The 18427-nt window shown below is 64.3% G+C and carries 16 protein-coding genes; all 16 read left to right on the forward strand.

Features of this window, described 5'->3' with window-relative positions; genetic code table 11:
* The first annotated feature begins 11 nt into the window (after positions 1-11).
* On the forward strand, positions 12-1211 hold the full coding sequence (locus APZ15_RS04365) for an ABC transporter substrate-binding protein (protein WP_027788720.1): 1200 nt from the start codon (positions 12-14) through the stop codon (positions 1209-1211).
* A 130-nt stretch (positions 1212-1341) separates the two neighbouring features.
* Positions 1342-2226, forward strand: coding sequence for a branched-chain amino acid ABC transporter permease (locus APZ15_RS04370; protein ID WP_021160429.1), 885 nt, complete (start codon positions 1342-1344; stop codon positions 2224-2226).
* Positions 2226-3200 (forward strand): branched-chain amino acid ABC transporter permease, encoded by a 975-nt coding sequence (locus APZ15_RS04375; RefSeq protein WP_027788719.1) that lies wholly within the window; start codon positions 2226-2228, stop codon positions 3198-3200. Before APZ15_RS04370 ends, APZ15_RS04375 begins: the two co-directional genes overlap by 1 nt.
* Before the next feature lie 1129 nt (positions 3201-4329).
* Positions 4330-5487: an ABC transporter substrate-binding protein gene (locus APZ15_RS04380; protein ID WP_021160432.1), complete on the forward strand. Its 1158-nt coding sequence runs from the start codon at positions 4330-4332 to the stop codon at positions 5485-5487.
* Positions 5488-5687: 200 nt separating this feature from the next.
* Positions 5688-6743, forward strand: coding sequence for a branched-chain amino acid ABC transporter permease (locus APZ15_RS04385; RefSeq protein WP_027788718.1), 1056 nt, complete (start codon positions 5688-5690; stop codon positions 6741-6743).
* 4 nt (positions 6744-6747) lie between these two features.
* A complete protein-coding gene (locus APZ15_RS04390; protein ID WP_049098509.1) occupies positions 6748-8532 on the forward strand; it encodes a branched-chain amino acid ABC transporter ATP-binding protein/permease in 1785 nt (594 codons plus the stop codon).
* Positions 8532-9287 (forward strand): ABC transporter ATP-binding protein, encoded by a 756-nt coding sequence (locus APZ15_RS04395; protein ID WP_027788717.1) that lies wholly within the window; start codon positions 8532-8534, stop codon positions 9285-9287. The genes APZ15_RS04390 and APZ15_RS04395 overlap by 1 nt, the downstream gene beginning before the upstream one ends.
* Before the next feature lie 580 nt (positions 9288-9867).
* Positions 9868-11838: a tRNA uridine-5-carboxymethylaminomethyl(34) synthesis enzyme MnmG gene (mnmG, locus tag APZ15_RS04400; protein WP_027788716.1), complete on the forward strand. Its 1971-nt coding sequence runs from the start codon at positions 9868-9870 to the stop codon at positions 11836-11838.
* Positions 11835-12521: a 16S rRNA (guanine(527)-N(7))-methyltransferase RsmG gene (rsmG, locus tag APZ15_RS04405; protein ID WP_027788715.1), complete on the forward strand. Its 687-nt coding sequence runs from the start codon at positions 11835-11837 to the stop codon at positions 12519-12521. Before mnmG ends, rsmG begins: the two co-directional genes overlap by 4 nt.
* Before the next feature lie 56 nt (positions 12522-12577).
* Positions 12578-13357 (forward strand): ParA family protein, encoded by a 780-nt coding sequence (locus tag APZ15_RS04410; protein ID WP_027788714.1) that lies wholly within the window; start codon positions 12578-12580, stop codon positions 13355-13357.
* A gap of 31 nt (positions 13358-13388) precedes the next feature.
* Positions 13389-14282: a ParB/RepB/Spo0J family partition protein gene (locus tag APZ15_RS04415; RefSeq protein ID WP_027788713.1), complete on the forward strand. Its 894-nt coding sequence runs from the start codon at positions 13389-13391 to the stop codon at positions 14280-14282.
* Positions 14283-14292: 10 nt separating this feature from the next.
* The gene (locus tag APZ15_RS04420) at positions 14293-15423 is read left to right on the forward strand and encodes an SLC13 family permease (RefSeq protein ID WP_027788712.1); all 1131 of its coding nucleotides are present in this window, start codon (positions 14293-14295) and stop codon (positions 15421-15423) included.
* 568 nt (positions 15424-15991) lie between these two features.
* Positions 15992-16516 (forward strand): ATP synthase subunit I, encoded by a 525-nt coding sequence (locus tag APZ15_RS04425; protein ID WP_021160441.1) that lies wholly within the window; start codon positions 15992-15994, stop codon positions 16514-16516.
* A gap of 109 nt (positions 16517-16625) precedes the next feature.
* Positions 16626-17477: a F0F1 ATP synthase subunit A gene (atpB, locus tag APZ15_RS04430; protein WP_012492242.1), complete on the forward strand. Its 852-nt coding sequence runs from the start codon at positions 16626-16628 to the stop codon at positions 17475-17477.
* 75 nt (positions 17478-17552) lie between these two features.
* Positions 17553-17825, forward strand: a complete 273-nt coding sequence (gene atpE / locus APZ15_RS04435; protein WP_021160442.1) for a F0F1 ATP synthase subunit C — start codon at positions 17553-17555, stop codon at positions 17823-17825.
* A 129-nt stretch (positions 17826-17954) separates the two neighbouring features.
* Positions 17955-18425 carry a F0F1 ATP synthase subunit B gene (locus APZ15_RS04440; RefSeq protein WP_021160443.1) on the forward strand — a complete coding sequence of 157 codons (471 nt, stop codon included), beginning with the start codon at positions 17955-17957 and terminating at the stop codon, positions 18423-18425.
* Positions 18426-18427 lie beyond the last annotated feature (2 nt).

Consider the following 18427-nt stretch of genomic DNA (forward strand, 5'->3'; position numbering starts at 1 on the left):
AGGAGACGTCAATGAAAATGAAGACCCTCGCACACGCCTGTCTCGCGCTCGCGGCGGCCGCGTTCACCACCGGCGCCGCGCAGGCCGCGGATACCGTGAAGATCGGCTTCATCACCGACATGTCGGGGCTTTACGCGGACATCGACGGGCAGGGCGGCCTCGAGGCGATCCGCATGGCGGTCGCCGATTTCGGCGGCAAGGTGCTCGGCAAGCCGATCGAGGTCGTCTATGCCGATCACCAGAACAAGGCCGACATCGCCGCGTCGAAGGCGCGCGAATGGATGGACCGCGGCGGGCTCGACCTGCTGGTCGGCGGCACGAACTCCGCCACCGCGCTGTCGATGAACCAGGTCGCGGCCGAGAAGAAGAAGGTCTACATCAACATCGGCGCGGGCGCCGACACGCTGACGAACGAGCAGTGCACGCCGTACACGGTCCACTACGCATACGACACGATGGCGCTCGCGAAGGGCACCGGTTCGGCGGTGGTGAAGCAGGGCGGCAAGAGCTGGTTCTTCCTGACTGCCGACTACGCGTTCGGCAAGGCGCTCGAGAAGAACACGTCGGATGTCGTGAAGGCGAACGGCGGGCAGGTGCTCGGCGCGGTGCGTCACCCGCTGTCCGCGTCGGATTTCTCGTCGTTCCTGCTGCAGGCGCAGGCGTCGAAGGCGCAGATCCTCGGCCTCGCGAACGCGGGCGGCGACACGATCAATTCGATCAAGGCCGCGAAGGAGTTCGGCATCACGAAGACGATGAAGCTCGCCGCGCTGCTGATGTTCATCGACGACGTGCACAGCCTCGGCCTCGAGACGACGCAGGGCCTCGTGCTGACCGACAGCTGGTACTGGAACCGCGATGCGGCGTCGCGCCAGTGGGCGCAACGCTACTTCGGCAAGATGAAGAAGATGCCGTCGAGCCTGCAGGCGGCCGACTACTCGTCGGTGACGACCTACCTGAAGGCGGTCCAGGCTGCCGGAACGACCGATTCCGACAAGGTGATGGCCGAGCTGAAGAAGATCAAGATCAACGACTTCTACGCGAAGGGCTACATCCGCACGGACGGCAGCATGATCCACGACATGTACCTGATGGAAGTGAAGAAGCCTGCTGAATCGAAGGAGCCGTGGGATTACTACAAGGTGCTCGCGACGATTCCGGGCGAACAGGCGTTCGGGACCAAGCAGGAATCGCGCTGCGCGTTGTGGAAGTAAGCGGGGCTTGGCGGCGCGCGAGTTGCGCGCCGCACGGTGGCGGCCGCAGCGATGTGCCCCGCTGCGCCGCCCGCGTGCGCATCCCTATAAGGTTGCGCGCGCAACGAAACTCATACTGACGGCTAAGTCGATGGAAATCTTTGGCATTCCGTTGCCGGCGATGCTGAGCCAGTTGCTGCTCGGGCTCGTCAACGGCTCGTTCTACGCGATCCTGAGCCTCGGGCTCGCGGTGATCTTCGGGCTGCTCAACGTGATCAACTTCGCGCACGGCGCGCTGTTCATGCTGGGCGCGATGCTCGCGTGGATGGGCCTGTCGTACTTCGGGCTGCCGTACTGGGCGATGCTCGTGATCGCGCCGCTGGTCGTCGGTGCGTTCGGGATCCTGATCGAACGCTCGATGCTGCGCTGGCTGTACAAGCTCGATCACCTGTACGGGCTGCTGCTCACGTTCGGGCTCACGCTGGTCGTCGAAGGCGTGTTCCGGTCGATCTACGGCTCGTCCGGCCAGCCGTACGACGTGCCGTCGCAGCTGTCCGGCGCCACCAACCTCGGCTTCATGTTCCTGCCGAACTACCGTGCATGGGTGGTCGTCGCGTCGCTCGCGGTGTGTCTCGTGACCTGGTTCGTGATCGAGAAGACGCGCCTCGGCGCCTACCTGCGCGCGGGCACCGAGAACCCGAAGCTCGTCGAGGCATTCGGCGTGAACGTGCCGATGATGATCACGCTCACCTACGGCTTCGGCGTCGCGCTCGCGGCGTTCGCGGGCGTGCTGGCCGCGCCGGTGATCCAGGTGTCGCCGCTGATGGGCCAGCCGATGATCATCACCGTGTTCGCGGTGGTCGTGATCGGCGGGATGGGGTCGATCCTCGGCTCGATCGTCACGGGCCTGATGCTCGGCGTGATCGAGGGTTTCACGCGCGTGTTCTACCCCGAAGCGTCGGCTACCGTCGTGTTCGTGATCATGGCGATCGTGCTGCTGTTCCGCCCGGCGGGCCTCTTCGGCAAGGAAAAATGATGCAGAGAAAAGTGCTCTACGGCGTGCTGCTTGCCGCACTGCTCGCCGCGCCGTTCATCGGCGCGTACCCGGTGTTCGTGATGAAGGTGCTCACGTTCGCGCTGTTCGCGGCCGCATTCAACCTGCTGATCGGCTATACGGGGCTGCTGTCGTTCGGCCATGCGATGTTCCTCGCGACCGCCGGCTATGCGACCGGTTATTCGATGCAGACGCTCGGCTTCACGCCGGAACTCGGGGTGCTCGTCGGCACCGTTGCCGCGACGCTGCTCGGGCTCGTCGTCGGGCTGTTCGCGATCCGCCGGCAGGGCATCTACTTCGCGATGATCACGCTCGCGTTCGCGCAGATGGTCTATTTCATCTACCTGCAGGCGCCGTTCACGCACGGCGAAGACGGGTTGCAGGGCGTGCCGCGCGGCCACCTGTTCGGGCTGCTCGACCTGTCGAACGACGTCGCGCTGTACTACGTCGTGGTGGCGGTGGTCGTCGCCGCGTGCGCGTTCATCGTGCGGGTCGTGCATTCGCCGTTCGGCCAGGTGCTCGTCGCGATCAAGGAGAACGAGGCGCGCGCGATCTCGCTCGGCTACGACACCGACCGTTTCAAGCTGCTCGCGTTCATCCTGTCGGCGGGCATCGCGGGACTGGCCGGCTCGCTGAAGGTGCTCGTGCTCGGCTTCGAGACGCTGTCGGACGCGTACTGGACGATGTCGGGCCTGGTCGTGCTGATGACGCTCGTCGGCGGGATGGGCACGCTGTTCGGGCCGCTGCTCGGCGCGGCGCTGATCGTCGCGCTCGAAGACCGGCTCGGCGACATCGGCGAAGGGCTCGCATCGGCGACGGGCGTCGCGTGGTTCCATTCGCTCGGCGAATCGGCGACGATCGTCACGGGGCTGATCTTCATCGTGTGCGTGCTCGCCTTCCGGCGCGGCATCGTCGGCGAGATGGTCGCGCGGATCAAGCCGCTCAGGGCCTCCTGAGCGCATGCCGCGCACGTCGCCGCCGGTTGATGCGAAGCACCATCCGGCATGCTCGTGAAGCGCGTCGCAGCGCGCTCGGGGCGGCACCGCGCGGCTGGCTGCTGCCCCATTTTCGTGCGGCGATGCACCATAGGGGTAAATGCTAAGTTGCCGTGGTGCTTAAGCCTCTTTAAGATTCACCCTAGTTCTGATGCACCGCGAAACGAATTTGCAGGTGGAGAACGAGGAGACAATCGAGGCACAAAGTGCCCGGACCCTAAAGCGCTGTTGGACGGAATCCAACAGCGCTTTTTCATTTGGTGCACGAATTTCCATCGATGGTGCAGGCGAACCGCGCTGCGTTCCGCGCGCCCGTGTTCTGCCTCGCGTCACTCGCGCGTCATCTCGTCCCCCCGATTTCATCCATTCCTGCCGGTCGATCGCCGCCGGCGCGCAGCCGTGCGCATGCCGTCCGGGCTTACCCGGTTGGCGTGCGCAAAAAGCGTCCGTTACACTCAGCTTTCGCCGACCGTGCGGTCGGGAAAACGGTCGGCAGTTCTCCTACAAGCAAAATGCAGAAGAGGGAGTGCGGTTGGATGAGAAGCGCGGGACGAAGGATCGGGGCGGGAGGGGCGGCTGGCGCCGCTCGTTCGGGGGCGGACATGCATCGGTATGCCCCGGCTTTCACGAGCCGCTCTGCGGCCGGCATGTGCGTTCCGATGCAATTTGCCGGCACGATGGTCTGTCCGGTCGTTGCGTTCGCATCCGATGCGTCGTTCGCATTCGCATGAACGGCCGTTTTTCCGATCCTGCATTGCCCGCGCATGGAGCCGTATCAGGCCCGGCCGGCCGACCTTCCGGCGATCGTTGCGCCCGCATCGATCGCGTTTCGCACAGCGCCGCTTTTCTCTGTTTCCTTCATCCTGACGACATTGCCGCCGCGCATCGTGGCGGTCGAACGACCGTTTCGGCACGCGCTGCGGCGCGTGCATGTGCGGTATCGCCGGGGATCGATGGCGGCGCCGGCGTTTCACGGGAAAACGAGTGTAGGCGGGGCAAGGCGAGATAGTTAAATTATTAACTTGTTTGGAGACCGGGAGCCGCCCGAGCGACCCGTGGCTTTTTCGAGCAGCGTTTGGAGACGACATAAATGAAGATGAATCGATGGATGGAAGTTCTGCTTGCCGCGGGCCTCGTGTGCGCGGCCGCCACGGCGTCGGCGCAGGTGAAGATCGGCGTGACGCTGTCGGCCACCGGGCCGGCCGCGTCGCTCGGGATTCCGGAAAAGAACACGATCGCGCTGCTGCCGAAGGAAATCGCCGGCAAGAGCGTGCAGTACATCGTGCTCGACGACGCATCCGACACGAGCCGCGCGGTGCAGAACGTGCGCAAGCTGATCGACGAGGATCATGTCGACGCGATCATCGGTTCGTCCGTCACGCCGAACTCGCTCGCGATGCTCGATCCCGTGTCGCAGGGCAAGACGCCGACGATCTCGCTCGCGGCGAGCGCGCAGATCATCTCGCCGATGGATGCGAAGCGCGCCTGGATGTTCAAGGTGCCGCAGAACGACCAGCTGATGGCCGACGCGATCGCCGGCTACATGGCGAAGCACGGCGTGAAGACGGTCGGCTTCATCGGCTTCGCCGATGCGTACGGCGACAGCTGGTACAACACGTTCAACGCGGCGGCCGCGAAGAACGGCCTGAAGGTCGTGTCGAACGAACGCTTCAACCGTACCGACGCGTCGGTGATGGGGCAGGTGCTGAAGCTGATGGGCTCGAATCCGGATGCGGTGTTGATCGCCGGCTCGGGCACGCCGGCGGCGCTGCCGGCGAAGACGCTGAAGGAGCGCGGCTACAAGGGCAAGGTGTACCAGACGCACGGCGTCGCGAACAACGACTTCCTGCGTGTGTGCGGCAAGGACTGCGAAGGCGAGATCCTGCCGGCCGGCCCGGTGCTCGTGACCGACCAGCTGCCCGATTCGAATCCGGTGAAGAAGCCGGCGCTCGGGTACAAGGCCGCGTACGAGAAGGCCTACGGCGCGGGCTCGCTGGCGACGTTCGGCGGCCATGCGTGGGATGCGGGGCTGCTGCTGCAGCGTGCGATTCCGGAAGCACTGAAGAAGGGCCAGCCGGGCACCGAGGCGTTCCGCGAAGCGCTGCGCGCGTCGCTCGAAAGCGTGAAGGACCTGCCCGTGTCGCACGGCGTGATCAACATGACGCCGACCGATCACAACGGCTTCGATACGCGTGCGCGCGTGATGGTGCAGATCGTCGACGGCAAGTGGAAGCTGCAGGCCGAGTAAGCATCACGTGAAACCGGCGTGCGCGGCGCGAACGGCGCCGTGCGTGCCGTCGGCAGGGTGCGCGGCCCGACGGGTCGCGCCCATGCCGCCTGGAACCGCCGGGGCCCGTCGCCGGGTGCCTGCGCACCGGTCTTGCCGTCCGCGCGCCCCGGCCGTTTCCGTCTTTCGTTTCTCCGCAGCATTCTCGATACACGAAACGTATGGATCTCTCGATTGCAGCGATCCTCGCGCAAGACGGCATCACGACCGGCGCCATATATGCATTGCTGTCGCTGGCGCTCGTGCTGGTGTTTTCCGTCACGCGAGTGATCTTCATTCCCCAGGGCGAATTCGTCGCCTACGGTGCGCTGACGCTTGCCGCGTTGCAGGCGCAGAAATTTCCCGCCACCTGCTGGCTGTTGTTCGTGATGGGCATCGCGTGCTTCCTGCTCGAAGTCGGCGGCCTGATCCGGCATCGCGAACGTCGCCATCAGCTCGGCCGCACACTCGCGACACTCGGCAGCCGCTACGTCCTGCTGCCGCTCGCGGTGTTCGCGATCACGCGCAGCTTTGCCGCGCAGCCGCTGCCGATGCTCGCGCAGATCGCGCTGACACTCGCGATCGTCGTGCCGATGGGGCCGTTCGTCTACCGGCTCGTGTACCAGCCGATCGCCGAAGGCACGACGCTGCTGCTGCTGATCGTGTCGGTCGCCGTCCACTTCGCGATGGTCGGCCTCGGGCTCGTGATGTTCGGCGCGGAAGGTTCGCGCACCAACGGGTTTTCGGATGCGTCGCTCGCGATCGGCAGCATGACCGTGTCGGTGCAGAGCATCCTGGTCGTCGTGACGGCACTCGTGCTGATCGGTGCGCTCTACGTGTACTTCGGCCGCACGATCGCCGGCAAGGCGCTGCGCGCGACGTCGGTGAACCGGCTCGGCGCGCGGCTCGTCGGCATCGGCACGACCGAGGCAGGGCGGCTCGCGTTCACGTTCGCGGCGGGGCTCGGCGTGCTGTCCGGGATCCTCGTCGGCCCGCTGACGACGATCTACTACGACTCGGGCTTCCTGATCGGCCTGAAGGGTTTCGTCGGCGCGATCATCGGCGGGCTCGTCAGCTATCCGCTCGCGGCCGCCGGCTCGCTGCTCGTCGGCGTGCTCGAATCGTATTCGTCGTTCTGGGCGAGCGCGTACAAGGAGGTGATCGTGTTCACGCTGATCATTCCGGTGCTGCTGTGGCGGAGCTTCGCGACGCCGCACGCGGAAGAGGAAGAGGAGTGACACGATGAAGACGATGGTACGCAACAAGACCTTCTGGGTGTTTCTCGTGGTGCTGTTCGCGCTGCCGGTGCTGCCTGGTGCGCTGCAGGTGCCCGAATACTGGATCACGCTGCTGAACTACATCGGCCTCTACGCGATCGTCGCGATCGGGCTCGTGCTGCTGACGGGCGTCGGCGGGATGACGAGCTTCGGGCAGGCCGCGTTCGTCGGCATCGGCGCCTATGCGACCGCGTTCCTGACGACGCGATACGGCGTGTCGCCGTGGCTCGCGCTGATCGTCGGTGTCGTACTGACGGCGGTCGTCGCGCTCGTGCTCGGCGCGGTCACGATGCGGCTGTCCGGCCACTTCCTGCCGCTCGGCACGATCGCGTGGGGCCTCGCGCTGTTCTACCTGTTCGGCAACCTCGAACTGCTCGGCAAGTACGACGGCATCAACGGGATTCCGGCGCTGAACCTGTTCGGCATCGAGCTTGGAAGCGGGCGCAGCCTGTATTTCCTGATCTGGGCCGTCGTGCTGGCTGCGATCGTGTCGGTGCAGAACCTGCTGAACAGCCGCCCGGGCCGTGCGATCCGCGCGCTGCGCGGCGGCGGCGTGATGGCCGAGGCGATGGGCGTGAACACCGCGTGGATGCGCGTCGTGATCTTCGTCTATGCGGCCGTGCTCGCGGCCGTATCGGGTTTCCTGTACGCGCACCTGCAACGCGCGGTGAACCCGACGCCGTTCGGGCTGAACCACGGGATCGAGTTCCTGTTCATGGCCGTGGTCGGCGGCGTGTCGCATGTGTGGGGCGCGGTGCTCGGCGCGGCGATCCTGACCGTGCTGCAGGACTATCTGCAGACGCTGCTGCCGAAGCTGCTCGGCTCGGAAGGCAACTTCGAGATCATCGTGTTCGGCGTGCTGATGGTGCTGCTGCTGCAGTACGCGCGCCAGGGCGTGTGGCCGTTCGTCGCGAGGCTGTTCCCGCGCGGGCCGCGCGCGCATGTGCCCGAGCACGCGGATCCGTTGCCGCAGCGCGCGAAGCCGACGGCCGGCGAGCCGCTGCTCGTCGTCGACAATGCGCGCAAGCAGTTCGGCGGGCTCGTGGCCGTCAACGACGTCAGCTTCGACGTGAAAGCGGGGCAGATCATCGGGCTGATCGGCCCGAACGGCGCCGGCAAGTCGACCACGTTCAACCTCGTGACGGGTGTGCTGAAGCCGACGGGCGGCACGATCACGTTCCGTGGCGAGCGTATCGACGGGCTCACATCGCGCCAGATCGTCCGCCGCGGCATCGGCCGGACGTTCCAGCACGTGAAGCTGTTGCCGGCGATGACGGTGCTCGAGAACGTCGCGATCGGTGCGCACCTGCGTGGCCGTACGGGCGTGTGGCGCAGCGTCGCGCGGCTCAATGCACATGAGGAAGCGCAGTTGCTGGCTGAGGCCGCACGCCAGATTCGCCGCGTCGGGCTTGAAAAGCACATGTACGACGAAGCGGGCAGCCTCGCGCTGGGGCAGCAGCGGATTCTCGAAATCGCGCGGGCGCTGTGCTGCGATCCGACGCTGCTGCTGCTCGACGAGCCGGCCGCCGGGCTGCGTTACCAGGAGAAGCAGCAACTCGCTGATCTGCTGCGGCGGCTGAAGGCGGAAGGCATGAGCGTGTTGCTCGTGGAACACGACATGGATTTCGTGATGAATCTCACCGACCGTTTGGTGGTGATGGAGTTCGGCACGCGGATCGCGGAAGGACTGCCGCAAGACGTGCAGCAGGATCCGGCGGTGCTGGAGGCGTATCTGGGCGGGGTGGAGTGATGACGGACACGACGATGCCGATTCTCGAAGTGCGCGGGCTGGCGGTCCGGTACGGGAAGGTGGAGGCGCTGCACGGCGCGGCGATCAAGGTTGGCGCGGGGCAGATCGTCAGCGTGATCGGCCCGAACGGCGCCGGCAAATCGACGCTGCTGAACGCGATCATGGGCGCGCTGCCGGTGACCGGGCATGCATCGGGTGCGATCGTGTACCGCGGTCACGACGTCGGTGCATTGCCGGTCGAACAGCGCGTCGCACGCGGGATGTGCCTCGTACCGGAAAAGCGTGAGCTGTTCAGCACGATGACGGTCGAAGACAACCTCGTATTGGGCGCGTATCGGCGCAAGCAGGCCGGTGAAGCGAACTTCCTCGACCAGCTCGATCATGTGTTCGCCCTGTTTCCGCGGCTGAAGGAGCGCCGCAAGCAGGCGGCCGGCACGCTATCCGGCGGCGAGCGGCAGATGCTTGCGGTGGGACGCGCACTGATGGGCAAGCCCGATCTGCTGATGCTCGACGAGCCGAGCCTCGGGCTGGCGCCGCTGATCGTGAAGGAGATTTTTCATATCATCAGCGCGTTGCGCGGGACGGGCGTGGCGACACTGCTGATCGAGCAGAACGCACGGGCTGCACTGCAGATCTCCGATTACGGCTATGTGCTGGAGACAGGCGAATTTGCGCTGGAAGGGCCGGCGGCCGAACTTGCGCAGAATCCACGCGTGATCGAGACGTACCTCGGGCTAGTGAAGAAAACGGCCTGATCGGTGGTGTGGTGGGCGGGAAACGGGCGGCGTGTTTCACGTGAAACACGCCGTTTTTGTTTTTGGGTGAGATGCGACCCCGACACGCGACGGCTAGCGGCCGGGGGATAAGTGCAAGGGAAACAATCGGAAGCTCTGTGCAGCGCGGACGACGATCCGGAGCATCGTTCGCCGGTGGCTGTCGCCTGTTCCGCACACTGGGGATGTTGTGCCGGGTCACAGGGGATAAGTGTCGGGCGAACTGTCTGAAATTCTGTGAGGGAGAGGGTGGGTGCGGTCGCACAGGGTGTTCCGTCCAGGTTGCCGTGCGGGGCACAGGCATCGAACGGGTATGTGTTCCACGTGAAATTTCCCGGCAAGCGAATTTTTTTGCACAGGCGCAACGATGTGGCGCCGGCGGGCCGGAAGCGTTGCCGGAGCGGGCTCTGCGCCACGGATTCCGCGGCCGAGCACTTAAAAATCGCCGAAATGCACAGACCCTACCATTCGGACGGCCTTCGGGTGAAAAGCGAACCCGCTATAATTCGGCCCATACATTTCTCAGATAGGTTCGTGCGCCGTCCTGCGTACGGAATCCACCATGCTTTTTCCCACAGAATTTGACGTCATCGTCGTCGGTGGCGGTCATGCCGGCACGGAAGCCGCGCTGGCGTCCGCCCGCATGGGCGCAAAGACATTACTGCTGACCCACAACATCGAAACGCTTGGGCAGATGAGCTGCAATCCGTCGATCGGCGGCATTGGCAAGGGCCATCTGGTCAAGGAAGTCGATGCGCTGGGCGGCGCAATGGCAGCCGCGACCGACGAGAGCGGTATTCAGTTCCGGATCCTCAATTCGTCGAAGGGGCCGGCCGTGCGCGCGACGCGTGCGCAGGCCGATCGCATCCTGTACAAGGCCGCGATTCGCCACCGGCTCGAGAATCAGCCGAACCTGTGGCTGTTCCAGCAAGCTGTCGACGACCTGATGGTCGAAGGCGACCGCGTGGTGGGCGCCGTCACGCAGATCGGCATCCGCTTCCGTGCGCGTGCGGTCGTGCTGACCGCCGGTACGTTCCTCGACGGCAAGATTCACGTCGGCCTGAACAACTATACGGGTGGTCGTGCGGGCGATCCGGCGGCCGTGTCGCTGTCATCGCGCCTGAAGGAGCTGAAGCTGCCGCAGGGCCGCCTGAAGACCGGTACGCCGCCGCGTATCGATGGTCGCTCGATCGACTTCTCGCAGCTGGATGAGCAGCCGGGCGATCTCGATCCGATCCCCGTCTTCTCGTTCCTGGGCCGTGCGGAGCAGCATCCGCAGCAACTGCCGTGCTGGGTCACGCATACGAACGAGCGCACGCACGACATCATTCGTGGCGGCCTCGACCGTTCGCCTATGTATACAGGCGTGATCGAAGGCGTCGGGCCGCGCTATTGCCCGTCGATCGAGGACAAGATTCACCGGTTCGCTTCGAAGGAATCGCACCAGATCTTCCTGGAACCGGAGGGGCTGACGACCAACGAGTTCTACCCGAACGGGATCTCGACGAGCCTGCCGTTCGACGTCCAGCTCGAGCTCGTGCACTCGATGCGCGGCCTCGAGAACGCGCATATCCTGCGCCCCGGCTACGCGATCGAGTACGACTACTTCGACCCGCGTGCGCTGAAGGCGTCGCTCGAAACGAAGGCGATCAACGGGCTGTTCTTTGCGGGCCAGATCAACGGGACGACGGGCTATGAAGAAGCGGCCGCGCAGGGTCTGCTGGCCGGTCTCAACGCTGGCCGCTACGTGCAGGAGAAGGACGCATGGTGCCCGCGCCGTGACCAGGCCTACCTTGGCGTGCTGGTCGACGATCTCGTGACGCGCGGTGTGGCCGAGCCGTACCGGATGTTCACGAGCCGCGCCGAGTATCGCCTCAGCCTGCGTGAAGACAATGCTGACATGCGCTTGACCGAGATCGGCCGCGAACTGGGGCTCGTCGACGACGCACGCTGGGACGCATTCAGTCGGAAGCGCGACGCTGTTTCACGTGAAACCGAACGCCTGAAGTCGACGTGGGTCACGCCGAAGACGTTGCCGCTGGAAGAGGCGACCGCGCTCCTCGGCAAGGCGATCGACCACGAATACAGCCTCGCCGAACTGCTGCGCCGTCCGGGTATCAGCTACGACGGTGTGTGCGGACTGAAGGGCGGCGAGTGCGGCCCCGCCGAGCCGCTGGCCGACGATCCGGTGCTGCTCGAGCAGATCAAGGAGCAGGTCGAGATCGGCATCAAGTATCAGGGCTACATCGAGCGCCAGGCATCGGAAATCGAACGCAACGATGCGAACGAGAACACGCGCCTGCCCGACGGTATCGATTACCGCGAAGTCCGCGGCCTGTCGTTCGAGGTGAGCCAGAAGCTCAACGAGTTCCGACCGGAAACGATCGGGCAGGCGTCGCGCATCTCGGGTGTCACGCCGGCGGCAATTTCGCTGCTGATGGTGCACCTGAAGCGTCGCGGCCTGGGCCGCCGTAATGGCACGGCCGAAGCGGCAGCGGAGCAGGGGGACGGCGCCGTCCCGACGCAACAATGACGGCGCGTCGCGCGCCGGCGGTTAATCGGGACGTACTGGAACAGATGCTCGTCGAAGGCACGACGGCGCTCGACCTTATGCTGACGGATACACAACGCAACCAGCTGCTCGACTACGTCGCGCTGCTCGGCAAGTGGAACGCGGTCTACAACCTGACCGCGATCCGCGACCCGAAGCAGATGCTGATCCAGCACATCCTCGATTCGCTTTCCATCGTTCCGCATCTGCGTGGCCGTGCATCAGCCCGCGTGCTCGACGTCGGCTCGGGTGGTGGATTGCCCGGTATCGTGCTGGCGATCGTCGAGCCGGATTGGCAGATCACGCTGAACGATATCGTGCAGAAGAAGTCTGCATTCCAGACCCAGATGCGTGCGGAGCTGAAGCTCGCGAACCTGTCGGTGGTCACGGGGCGGGTCGAATCGCTGCAGCCGGGTGTCGAAGTGCCGGAAAAATTCGACATGATCGTATCCCGCGCTTTCGCGGATCTGTCCGACTTCGTTAAACTTGCTCGACACCTGGTTGCGCCGGGCGGATCGATCTGGGCAATGAAGGGCGTTCATCCGGACGACGAGATTGCGCGGTTGCCGGAAGGCAGCCGCGTGAAGCAGACGATACGGCTGGCGGTGCCGTTGCTCGATGCCGAACGGCATCTGATCGAAGTGGCCGTCGACGAAGCGAATTGAAGGGCCGGCGCGCGATGGCGCGCCGTTTGTTTGAAGGTAAAGGGAACACACCAACGATGGCAAAGATCTTCTGCGTTGCGAACCAGAAGGGGGGCGTCGGCAAGACGACGACATCGGTCAATCTCGCCGCAAGCCTTGCAGCGCAGGAGCAACGAGTCCTGCTGATCGATCTCGACCCTCAGGGTAACGCGACGATGGGCAGCGGGATCGACAAGGCTGCTTGCGAAGCGACCGTGTACGAGGTGCTGGTCGACGGCGTGTCGGTGACCGACGCGCGCATCCGGCCGGACGGCGTCACCTACGACGTGCTACCCGCGAACCGCGAGCTGTCCGGTGCCGAGATCGAACTGATCAGCATCGACAACCGCGAGCGCCGGCTGAAGGCCGCGCTCGAGCACGTGGCCGACGACTACGATTTCGTGCTGATCGATTGCCCGCCGACGCTGTCGCTGCTGACGCTGAACGGCTTGTGCGCGGCGCACGGCGTCGTGATCCCCATGCAGTGCGAATACTTTGCACTGGAGGGGTTGTCGGACCTCGTCAACACGATCAAGCAGGTTCACGCGAACATGAACCGCGACCTGAAGATCATCGGCTTGCTGCGTGTGATGTTCGATCCGCGCATCACGCTGCAGCAGCAAGTCTCCGATCAACTGAAAGCGCACTTCGGCGACAAGGTGTTCGACGCGGTGATTCCGCGCAACGTGCGCCTGGCGGAAGCGCCGAGTTACGGGCTGCCGGGCGTCGTGTTCGACCGCAGCTCGCGCGGTGCGCAAGCGTATCTCCAGTTCGGTGCCGAGATGATCGACCGCGTTCGCGCGTTCGAGGTGTCGTGATCCGGACATGAGCGAAGCGAGGAAGAAAGACATGAACGCGGTACCAAAGAAGAAGGGCTTGGGACGTGGCCTCGAAGCGCTGCTCGGCGGCAGTGCCGATATCACCGAAGCGGTGAAGATCGAAGGGGCACCGAACACGCTCGCGCTCGGCAAGCTGCAGGCCGGCAAGTACCAGCCGCGGACGCGGATGGACGAAGGCAGCCTGCAGGAGCTCGCGGCGAGCATTCGCGCACAGGGCGTGATGCAGCCGATCCTGGTACGGCCCATTTCGTCAGACAAATACGAGATCATCGCGGGCGAGCGCCGTTTCCGCGCGGCACGCCTGGCGGGCCTCGATGAAGTGCCGGTGCTCGTGAAGGATGTGTCCGACCAGGCCGCCGCGGCGATGGCGCTGATCGAGAACATCCAGCGCGAGGATCTGAACCCGCTCGAAGAGGCGCACGGTATCCAGCGCCTGCTCGACGAGTTCGGTTTCACGCACGAACAGGCGGCCGAATCGGTCGGCCGTTCGCGCAGCGCGGTGTCGAACCTGCTGCGCCTGCTGAACCTGGCTTCGCCGGTGCAGACGATGCTGCTGGCCGGTGATCTCGACATGGGGCATGCGCGCGCGCTGCTCGCCGTCGATGCGGCCACGCAGATCACGCTCGCCCATCAGGTCGTCAACAAGCGCATGTCGGTGCGGGAGACCGAGAAGCTCGTCACGCACACGACGAAGGAAGCGCCGGCCGTGAAGGCGCGCGCGAAGGACGACGGCGGGCGCGATACGCGCCGTCTCGAGGAGGAGTTGTCCGACCTGCTCGCGTCGACGGTGAAGATCAAGCTCGGCCGCCGAGGACGAGGGCAGGTCACGATCGACTTCGGCAACCTCGACGCGCTCGAGGGCATTCTCGTGCGGCTGCGCGGCAACGTCGCGACCGAAGAGTAACGCGGTGCCGATGGAGAAGACGGGCGCGCCGACGCCGCGCCGGTGGCTGGGATGGCTTGCGCAGGAGCCGGTGCTGTCGGTGCTCGTACTTGGCCTGATCGTGCTGCAATGGGTGCGTCCGCAACCATTTTCCGTGTTGGCCGGTCGCGTCGACTGGCAGACGGTCGCGACGCTGGCGGGCCTGCTGATGCTGACCAAGGCGCTCGAGTTGTCCGGCTGCCTGATGTGGCTCGCACACCGCATCGTGCATCACGTGCATTCCGAACGCGGGCTCGCGTTGTTGCTCGTAGGGTTCGCCGCGTTGTTGTCGATGTGGCTCACCAACGACGTCGCGCTGTTCGTCGTCGTGCCGTTGATGGTCTCGCTGCGTGCGCTGACGCCACTGCCGTTCCGGCGGCTCGTGATCGTCGTTGCGCTGGCGGTCAACGCGGGGTCCGTCGCGACGCCGCTCGGCAATCCCCAGAATCTTTTCCTGTGGCAATTGAGCGGTGCGTCGTTCGGCCGCTTCGTGGTCACGCTCGGGCCGCTCGCGATCGCGCTGATGGCGCTGCTGCTCGTGCTGACCGCATGCGCGTTTCGCGCAAAGCCGCTCGACTTGTCCGGCGATGTCACAGCGCTGCCCGTGCAACGCATGCACGCGCTGATCGCGGCGGTGCTGTTCGCCGCGTTCGTGCTGCTCGCCGATGCGCATCATCCGCTGCCCGGTCTCGTCGGTGTCGCCATCGTGCTGCTCGCCGTCAAACGCGACGCAGTCCTGAAGATCGACTGGCTGCTGCTGCTGATCTTCGTACTGATGTTCGTCGTGCTGCGTACCGCGGCTGCGCTGCCCGTCGTGCACGACACGATTGCGAATGCGCAACTCGATTCGCCGCTGCGCGTCTACGCGGCCGGCGCGCTGTTGTCACAGGTCATCAGCAATGTACCGGCCGCGATCCTGCTGTCGGAATTCACGCACGACTGGCGTGCGCTCGCGTTCGGCGTATCGGTCGGCGGCTTCGGTTTCGCGATCGGCTCGCTTGCGAACCTGATCGCGGTGCGTCTCGCGAAGGAGCCGCGCATGTGGCTGCCGTTCCATCTGGTTTCGATTCCGTTCGCACTCGCCAGTGCGGCGGTCGGCGCGTGGCTGCTCGTTCACGGTTGAGTGACGCGGCTGCGTGCGGCACAGCCGTGCGATTCGGGTGGCGGGGCGGGTGCACAGTATTCGCGCTGGTTGCGGGGCTGTTGATAAGTCCGGCAATTCACAGTCGATCGCCTGTGGTGGCATGACAACTGATTGGATGATTCGACGCGTCGGCGTCGGCCCCGATTTCGGGCATCCGGTGCCGCGGGGTGGTCACAGGTTTTTCCTGCTCGGCGCTTCGTGCTTGGCGTGAGCCCGGGGCCGCGTCACGGCGTGGATTCCGGATGGCGTTCGAGCCGTCCCGCCGGCATCCGCATCGGGCCTCGTTTCCTTGTCATTTCCTCGTCGCCGGATTTTTTCGAGCAAGAAATACCGGCGCAAAAAAGCGACCTTACAACTGTCATCGTACGTCGTCGAATCGCGTGTTTTTTCACATGATGAGGCGTCGTTTTACGCAGGTTTTTGTCGCGTCTAAAGCCTTGAATCACTTGCAACTATCGCTTACAATCGCCCGGATTTGTTAGCTAGGCACCCCTGAAAGCTTTCAGAAAGCTTGGGGCCGGGTTCAAGGATTTTGCGGAAGATTGCGATGGCGGGTCAGGCGCCGGACGACAGGCACGATGATCAGCGCACGCAACGCACCGCTTCGGCGGCCGGCGAGCGGCGCGAATCCGACGATGACTGGGACGCCGAGCAGCAAGATAACAACATCGTTCCGCTCACGCGGGCAGAAGCCGAAAAGCTGTTCGGCCCGAACGTGAGCAAGCCCTCGCGCGTGACCCCCTATAAGGTGGTATTCGCGCAAGTGGTTCTGTCCCTGGTTGCAACGCTGGCGTGGTGGCTGTTTTCGAAGTCGCCGGGCGCCGCTGCGCAATCCGCGTTTCTGGGCGGAGCGATCGGCTGGGTGCCAAGTGCGGTATTCGTGGCACGACTGAAGGCAGGTGGTTCGGCCACCGTGATGAGCTGGGTGATGGGCGAAGCCCTGAAGCTCGCTCTGACGATCGGGATGTTCACTGCAGTGGCGTTCGGCTGGGCCGGCGTGCACTGGGTGCCGTTCCTCGTCACGTACCTCGTCGTGCTGAAGACGTACTGGATCGCACTGGCCTGGCGGTAAGGAACAAGCAGCGTGCGGTTTCGACAACGAACCGCGCCGGCCCGTTCCCGCAATAGCGTGTTGCGGAACTGGCAAAACGATTTTCGACAATTTGGGTGGCATTAACGATATGGCAGCTAGCGAAGGCACGCGCGGTCCGGATCCGTCCGAGTACATTGCGCACCACTTGCAGAATTTCTCCACCTCGCATCAGACGTCGATTTTCGACATCCACGTCTGGAATCTCGACACGCTGTTCTGGTCGATCGTTTGCGGCATCGTGACGATCGTCCTGCTGCGTCTGGCTGCCCGCAAGGCGACGTCGGGCGTGCCGGGCCGTTTCCAGTGCGCGATCGAGATGCTCGTCGAGATGGTCGAAGACCAATCGAAGGCCATCGTTCACGGCAATCGTACCTTCATCGCTCCGCTCGCGCTCACGGTGTTCGTGTGGGTCGCGCTGATGAACTCCCTCGACTTCCTCCCGGTCGACCTGCCGGGCCGCGTGATCGGCCTGCTCGGTCTGTCGGACGTGATTTCCCACCATCGCATCGTCCCGACGGCCGACCTGAACGGCACGCTCGGCATCGCGCTCGGCGTGTTCGTCCTGATGATCTACTACAGCATCAAGATCAAGGGCGCGGGCGGCTTTGTGCATGAGCTGCTGTCGGCACCGTTCGGCGCCCACCCGCTGCTGTGGATCCCTAACCTCGCGCTCAACATCGTCGAATATCTCGCCAAGACCGTCTCCCTCGGTATGCGGCTGTTCGGCAACATGTACGCGGGTGAGCTGTTGTTCCTGTTGATCGCCCTGCTCGGCAGCATGTGGAGCTTCGGTGGCGACGCAACGTTCCTCGGCTTCGTTGGCCACGTGATCGCGGGCAGCGTCTGGGCAATCTTCCACATCCTGATTGTTCTGTTGCAGGCATTCATTTTCATGATGCTGACGCTGGTGTATCTCGGCCAGGCGCACGACAAGCACTAAGCGCGGCGTGCAAAAAAGAGTTTCCGTTTTAGTTTTTTAAATCTCAGTTCCAAGTCTTTTCACAAAGGAGTGATCATGCAAGCTTACATCGCCAACATCCAGGGTCTGACCGCCATCGGTATCGGCATCATCATCGGCCTGGGTGCAATCGGCGCCTGTATCGGTATCGCGCTGATGGGTGGTAAGTACATCGAAGCCTGCGCACGTCAGCCGGAACTCATCAACCCGCTGCAAACGAAGATGTTCCTGCTGGCTGGTCTGATCGACGCGGCATTCCTGATCGGCGTGGGTGTTGCAATGCTGTTCGCGTTCGCGAACCCGCTCCTGTCGAAGCTCGTCGCAGGCTAAGGTTCCTCGGAAATATGCGTCCGGCGTGAGCCGGCGCAGGGCGGAACGGAGACTTGGGGCGCTGATCGAATGCAACTCGATGAGCGCCTTACCGTTTCATTTTTCCGGAATAGCAGATAAGGAAACACCGTGAATCTCAACGCAACTCTGTTTGCGCAAATGGTCGTGTTCCTGGTCCTCGCGTGGTTCACGATGAAGTTCGTGTGGCCGCCGTTGATCAACGCCCTCGACGAACGTTCGAAGAAGATCGCCGACGGCCTCGCCGCCGCCGAGAAGGGCAAGGCAGAACTCGACGCAGCGCACAAGCGCGTGGACCAGGAACTCGCGCAGGCCCGCAATGACGGCCAGCAGCGCATCGCCGACGCTGAAAAGCGTGCCCAGGCGGTCGCCGAGGAAATCAAGGCCAACGCCCAGGCTGAAGCCGCCCGCATCGTCGCCCAGGCGAAGGCGGAAGCAGAACAGCAAATCGTGAAGGCGCGCGAAGCGCTGCGTGGCGAAGTCGCTACGCTGGCCGTGAAGGGCGCCGAGCAGATCCTGAAGCGCGAAGTCGATCAAACGGCCCACGCCCAACTGCTGAATCAACTGAAAGCCGAGCTCTGATC

Origin of the sequence: Burkholderia cepacia ATCC 25416 (genome assembly GCF_001411495.1) — a bacterium.
Taxonomy (GTDB): domain Bacteria; phylum Pseudomonadota; class Gammaproteobacteria; order Burkholderiales; family Burkholderiaceae; genus Burkholderia; species Burkholderia cepacia.

Coding starts and splice junctions, on each gene's coding strand:
- APZ15_RS04365 (WP_027788720.1), top strand. CDS start 12: ATGAAAATGAAGACCCTCGCACACGCCTGTCTCGCGCTCGCGGCGGCC.
- APZ15_RS04370 (WP_021160429.1), top strand. CDS start 1,342: ATGGAAATCTTTGGCATTCCGTTGCCGGCGATGCTGAGCCAGTTGCTG.
- APZ15_RS04375 (WP_027788719.1), top strand. CDS start 2,226: ATGCAGAGAAAAGTGCTCTACGGCGTGCTGCTTGCCGCACTGCTCGCC.
- APZ15_RS04380 (WP_021160432.1), top strand. CDS start 4,330: ATGAAGATGAATCGATGGATGGAAGTTCTGCTTGCCGCGGGCCTCGTG.
- APZ15_RS04385 (WP_027788718.1), top strand. CDS start 5,688: ATGGATCTCTCGATTGCAGCGATCCTCGCGCAAGACGGCATCACGACC.
- APZ15_RS04390 (WP_049098509.1), top strand. CDS start 6,748: ATGAAGACGATGGTACGCAACAAGACCTTCTGGGTGTTTCTCGTGGTG.
- APZ15_RS04395 (WP_027788717.1), top strand. CDS start 8,532: ATGACGGACACGACGATGCCGATTCTCGAAGTGCGCGGGCTGGCGGTC.
- mnmG (WP_027788716.1), top strand. CDS start 9,868: ATGCTTTTTCCCACAGAATTTGACGTCATCGTCGTCGGTGGCGGTCAT.
- rsmG (WP_027788715.1), top strand. CDS start 11,835: ATGACGGCGCGTCGCGCGCCGGCGGTTAATCGGGACGTACTGGAACAG.
- APZ15_RS04410 (WP_027788714.1), top strand. CDS start 12,578: ATGGCAAAGATCTTCTGCGTTGCGAACCAGAAGGGGGGCGTCGGCAAG.
- APZ15_RS04415 (WP_027788713.1), top strand. CDS start 13,389: ATGAACGCGGTACCAAAGAAGAAGGGCTTGGGACGTGGCCTCGAAGCG.
- APZ15_RS04420 (WP_027788712.1), top strand. CDS start 14,293: ATGGAGAAGACGGGCGCGCCGACGCCGCGCCGGTGGCTGGGATGGCTT.
- APZ15_RS04425 (WP_021160441.1), top strand. CDS start 15,992: ATGGCGGGTCAGGCGCCGGACGACAGGCACGATGATCAGCGCACGCAA.
- atpB (WP_012492242.1), top strand. CDS start 16,626: ATGGCAGCTAGCGAAGGCACGCGCGGTCCGGATCCGTCCGAGTACATT.
- atpE (WP_021160442.1), top strand. CDS start 17,553: ATGCAAGCTTACATCGCCAACATCCAGGGTCTGACCGCCATCGGTATC.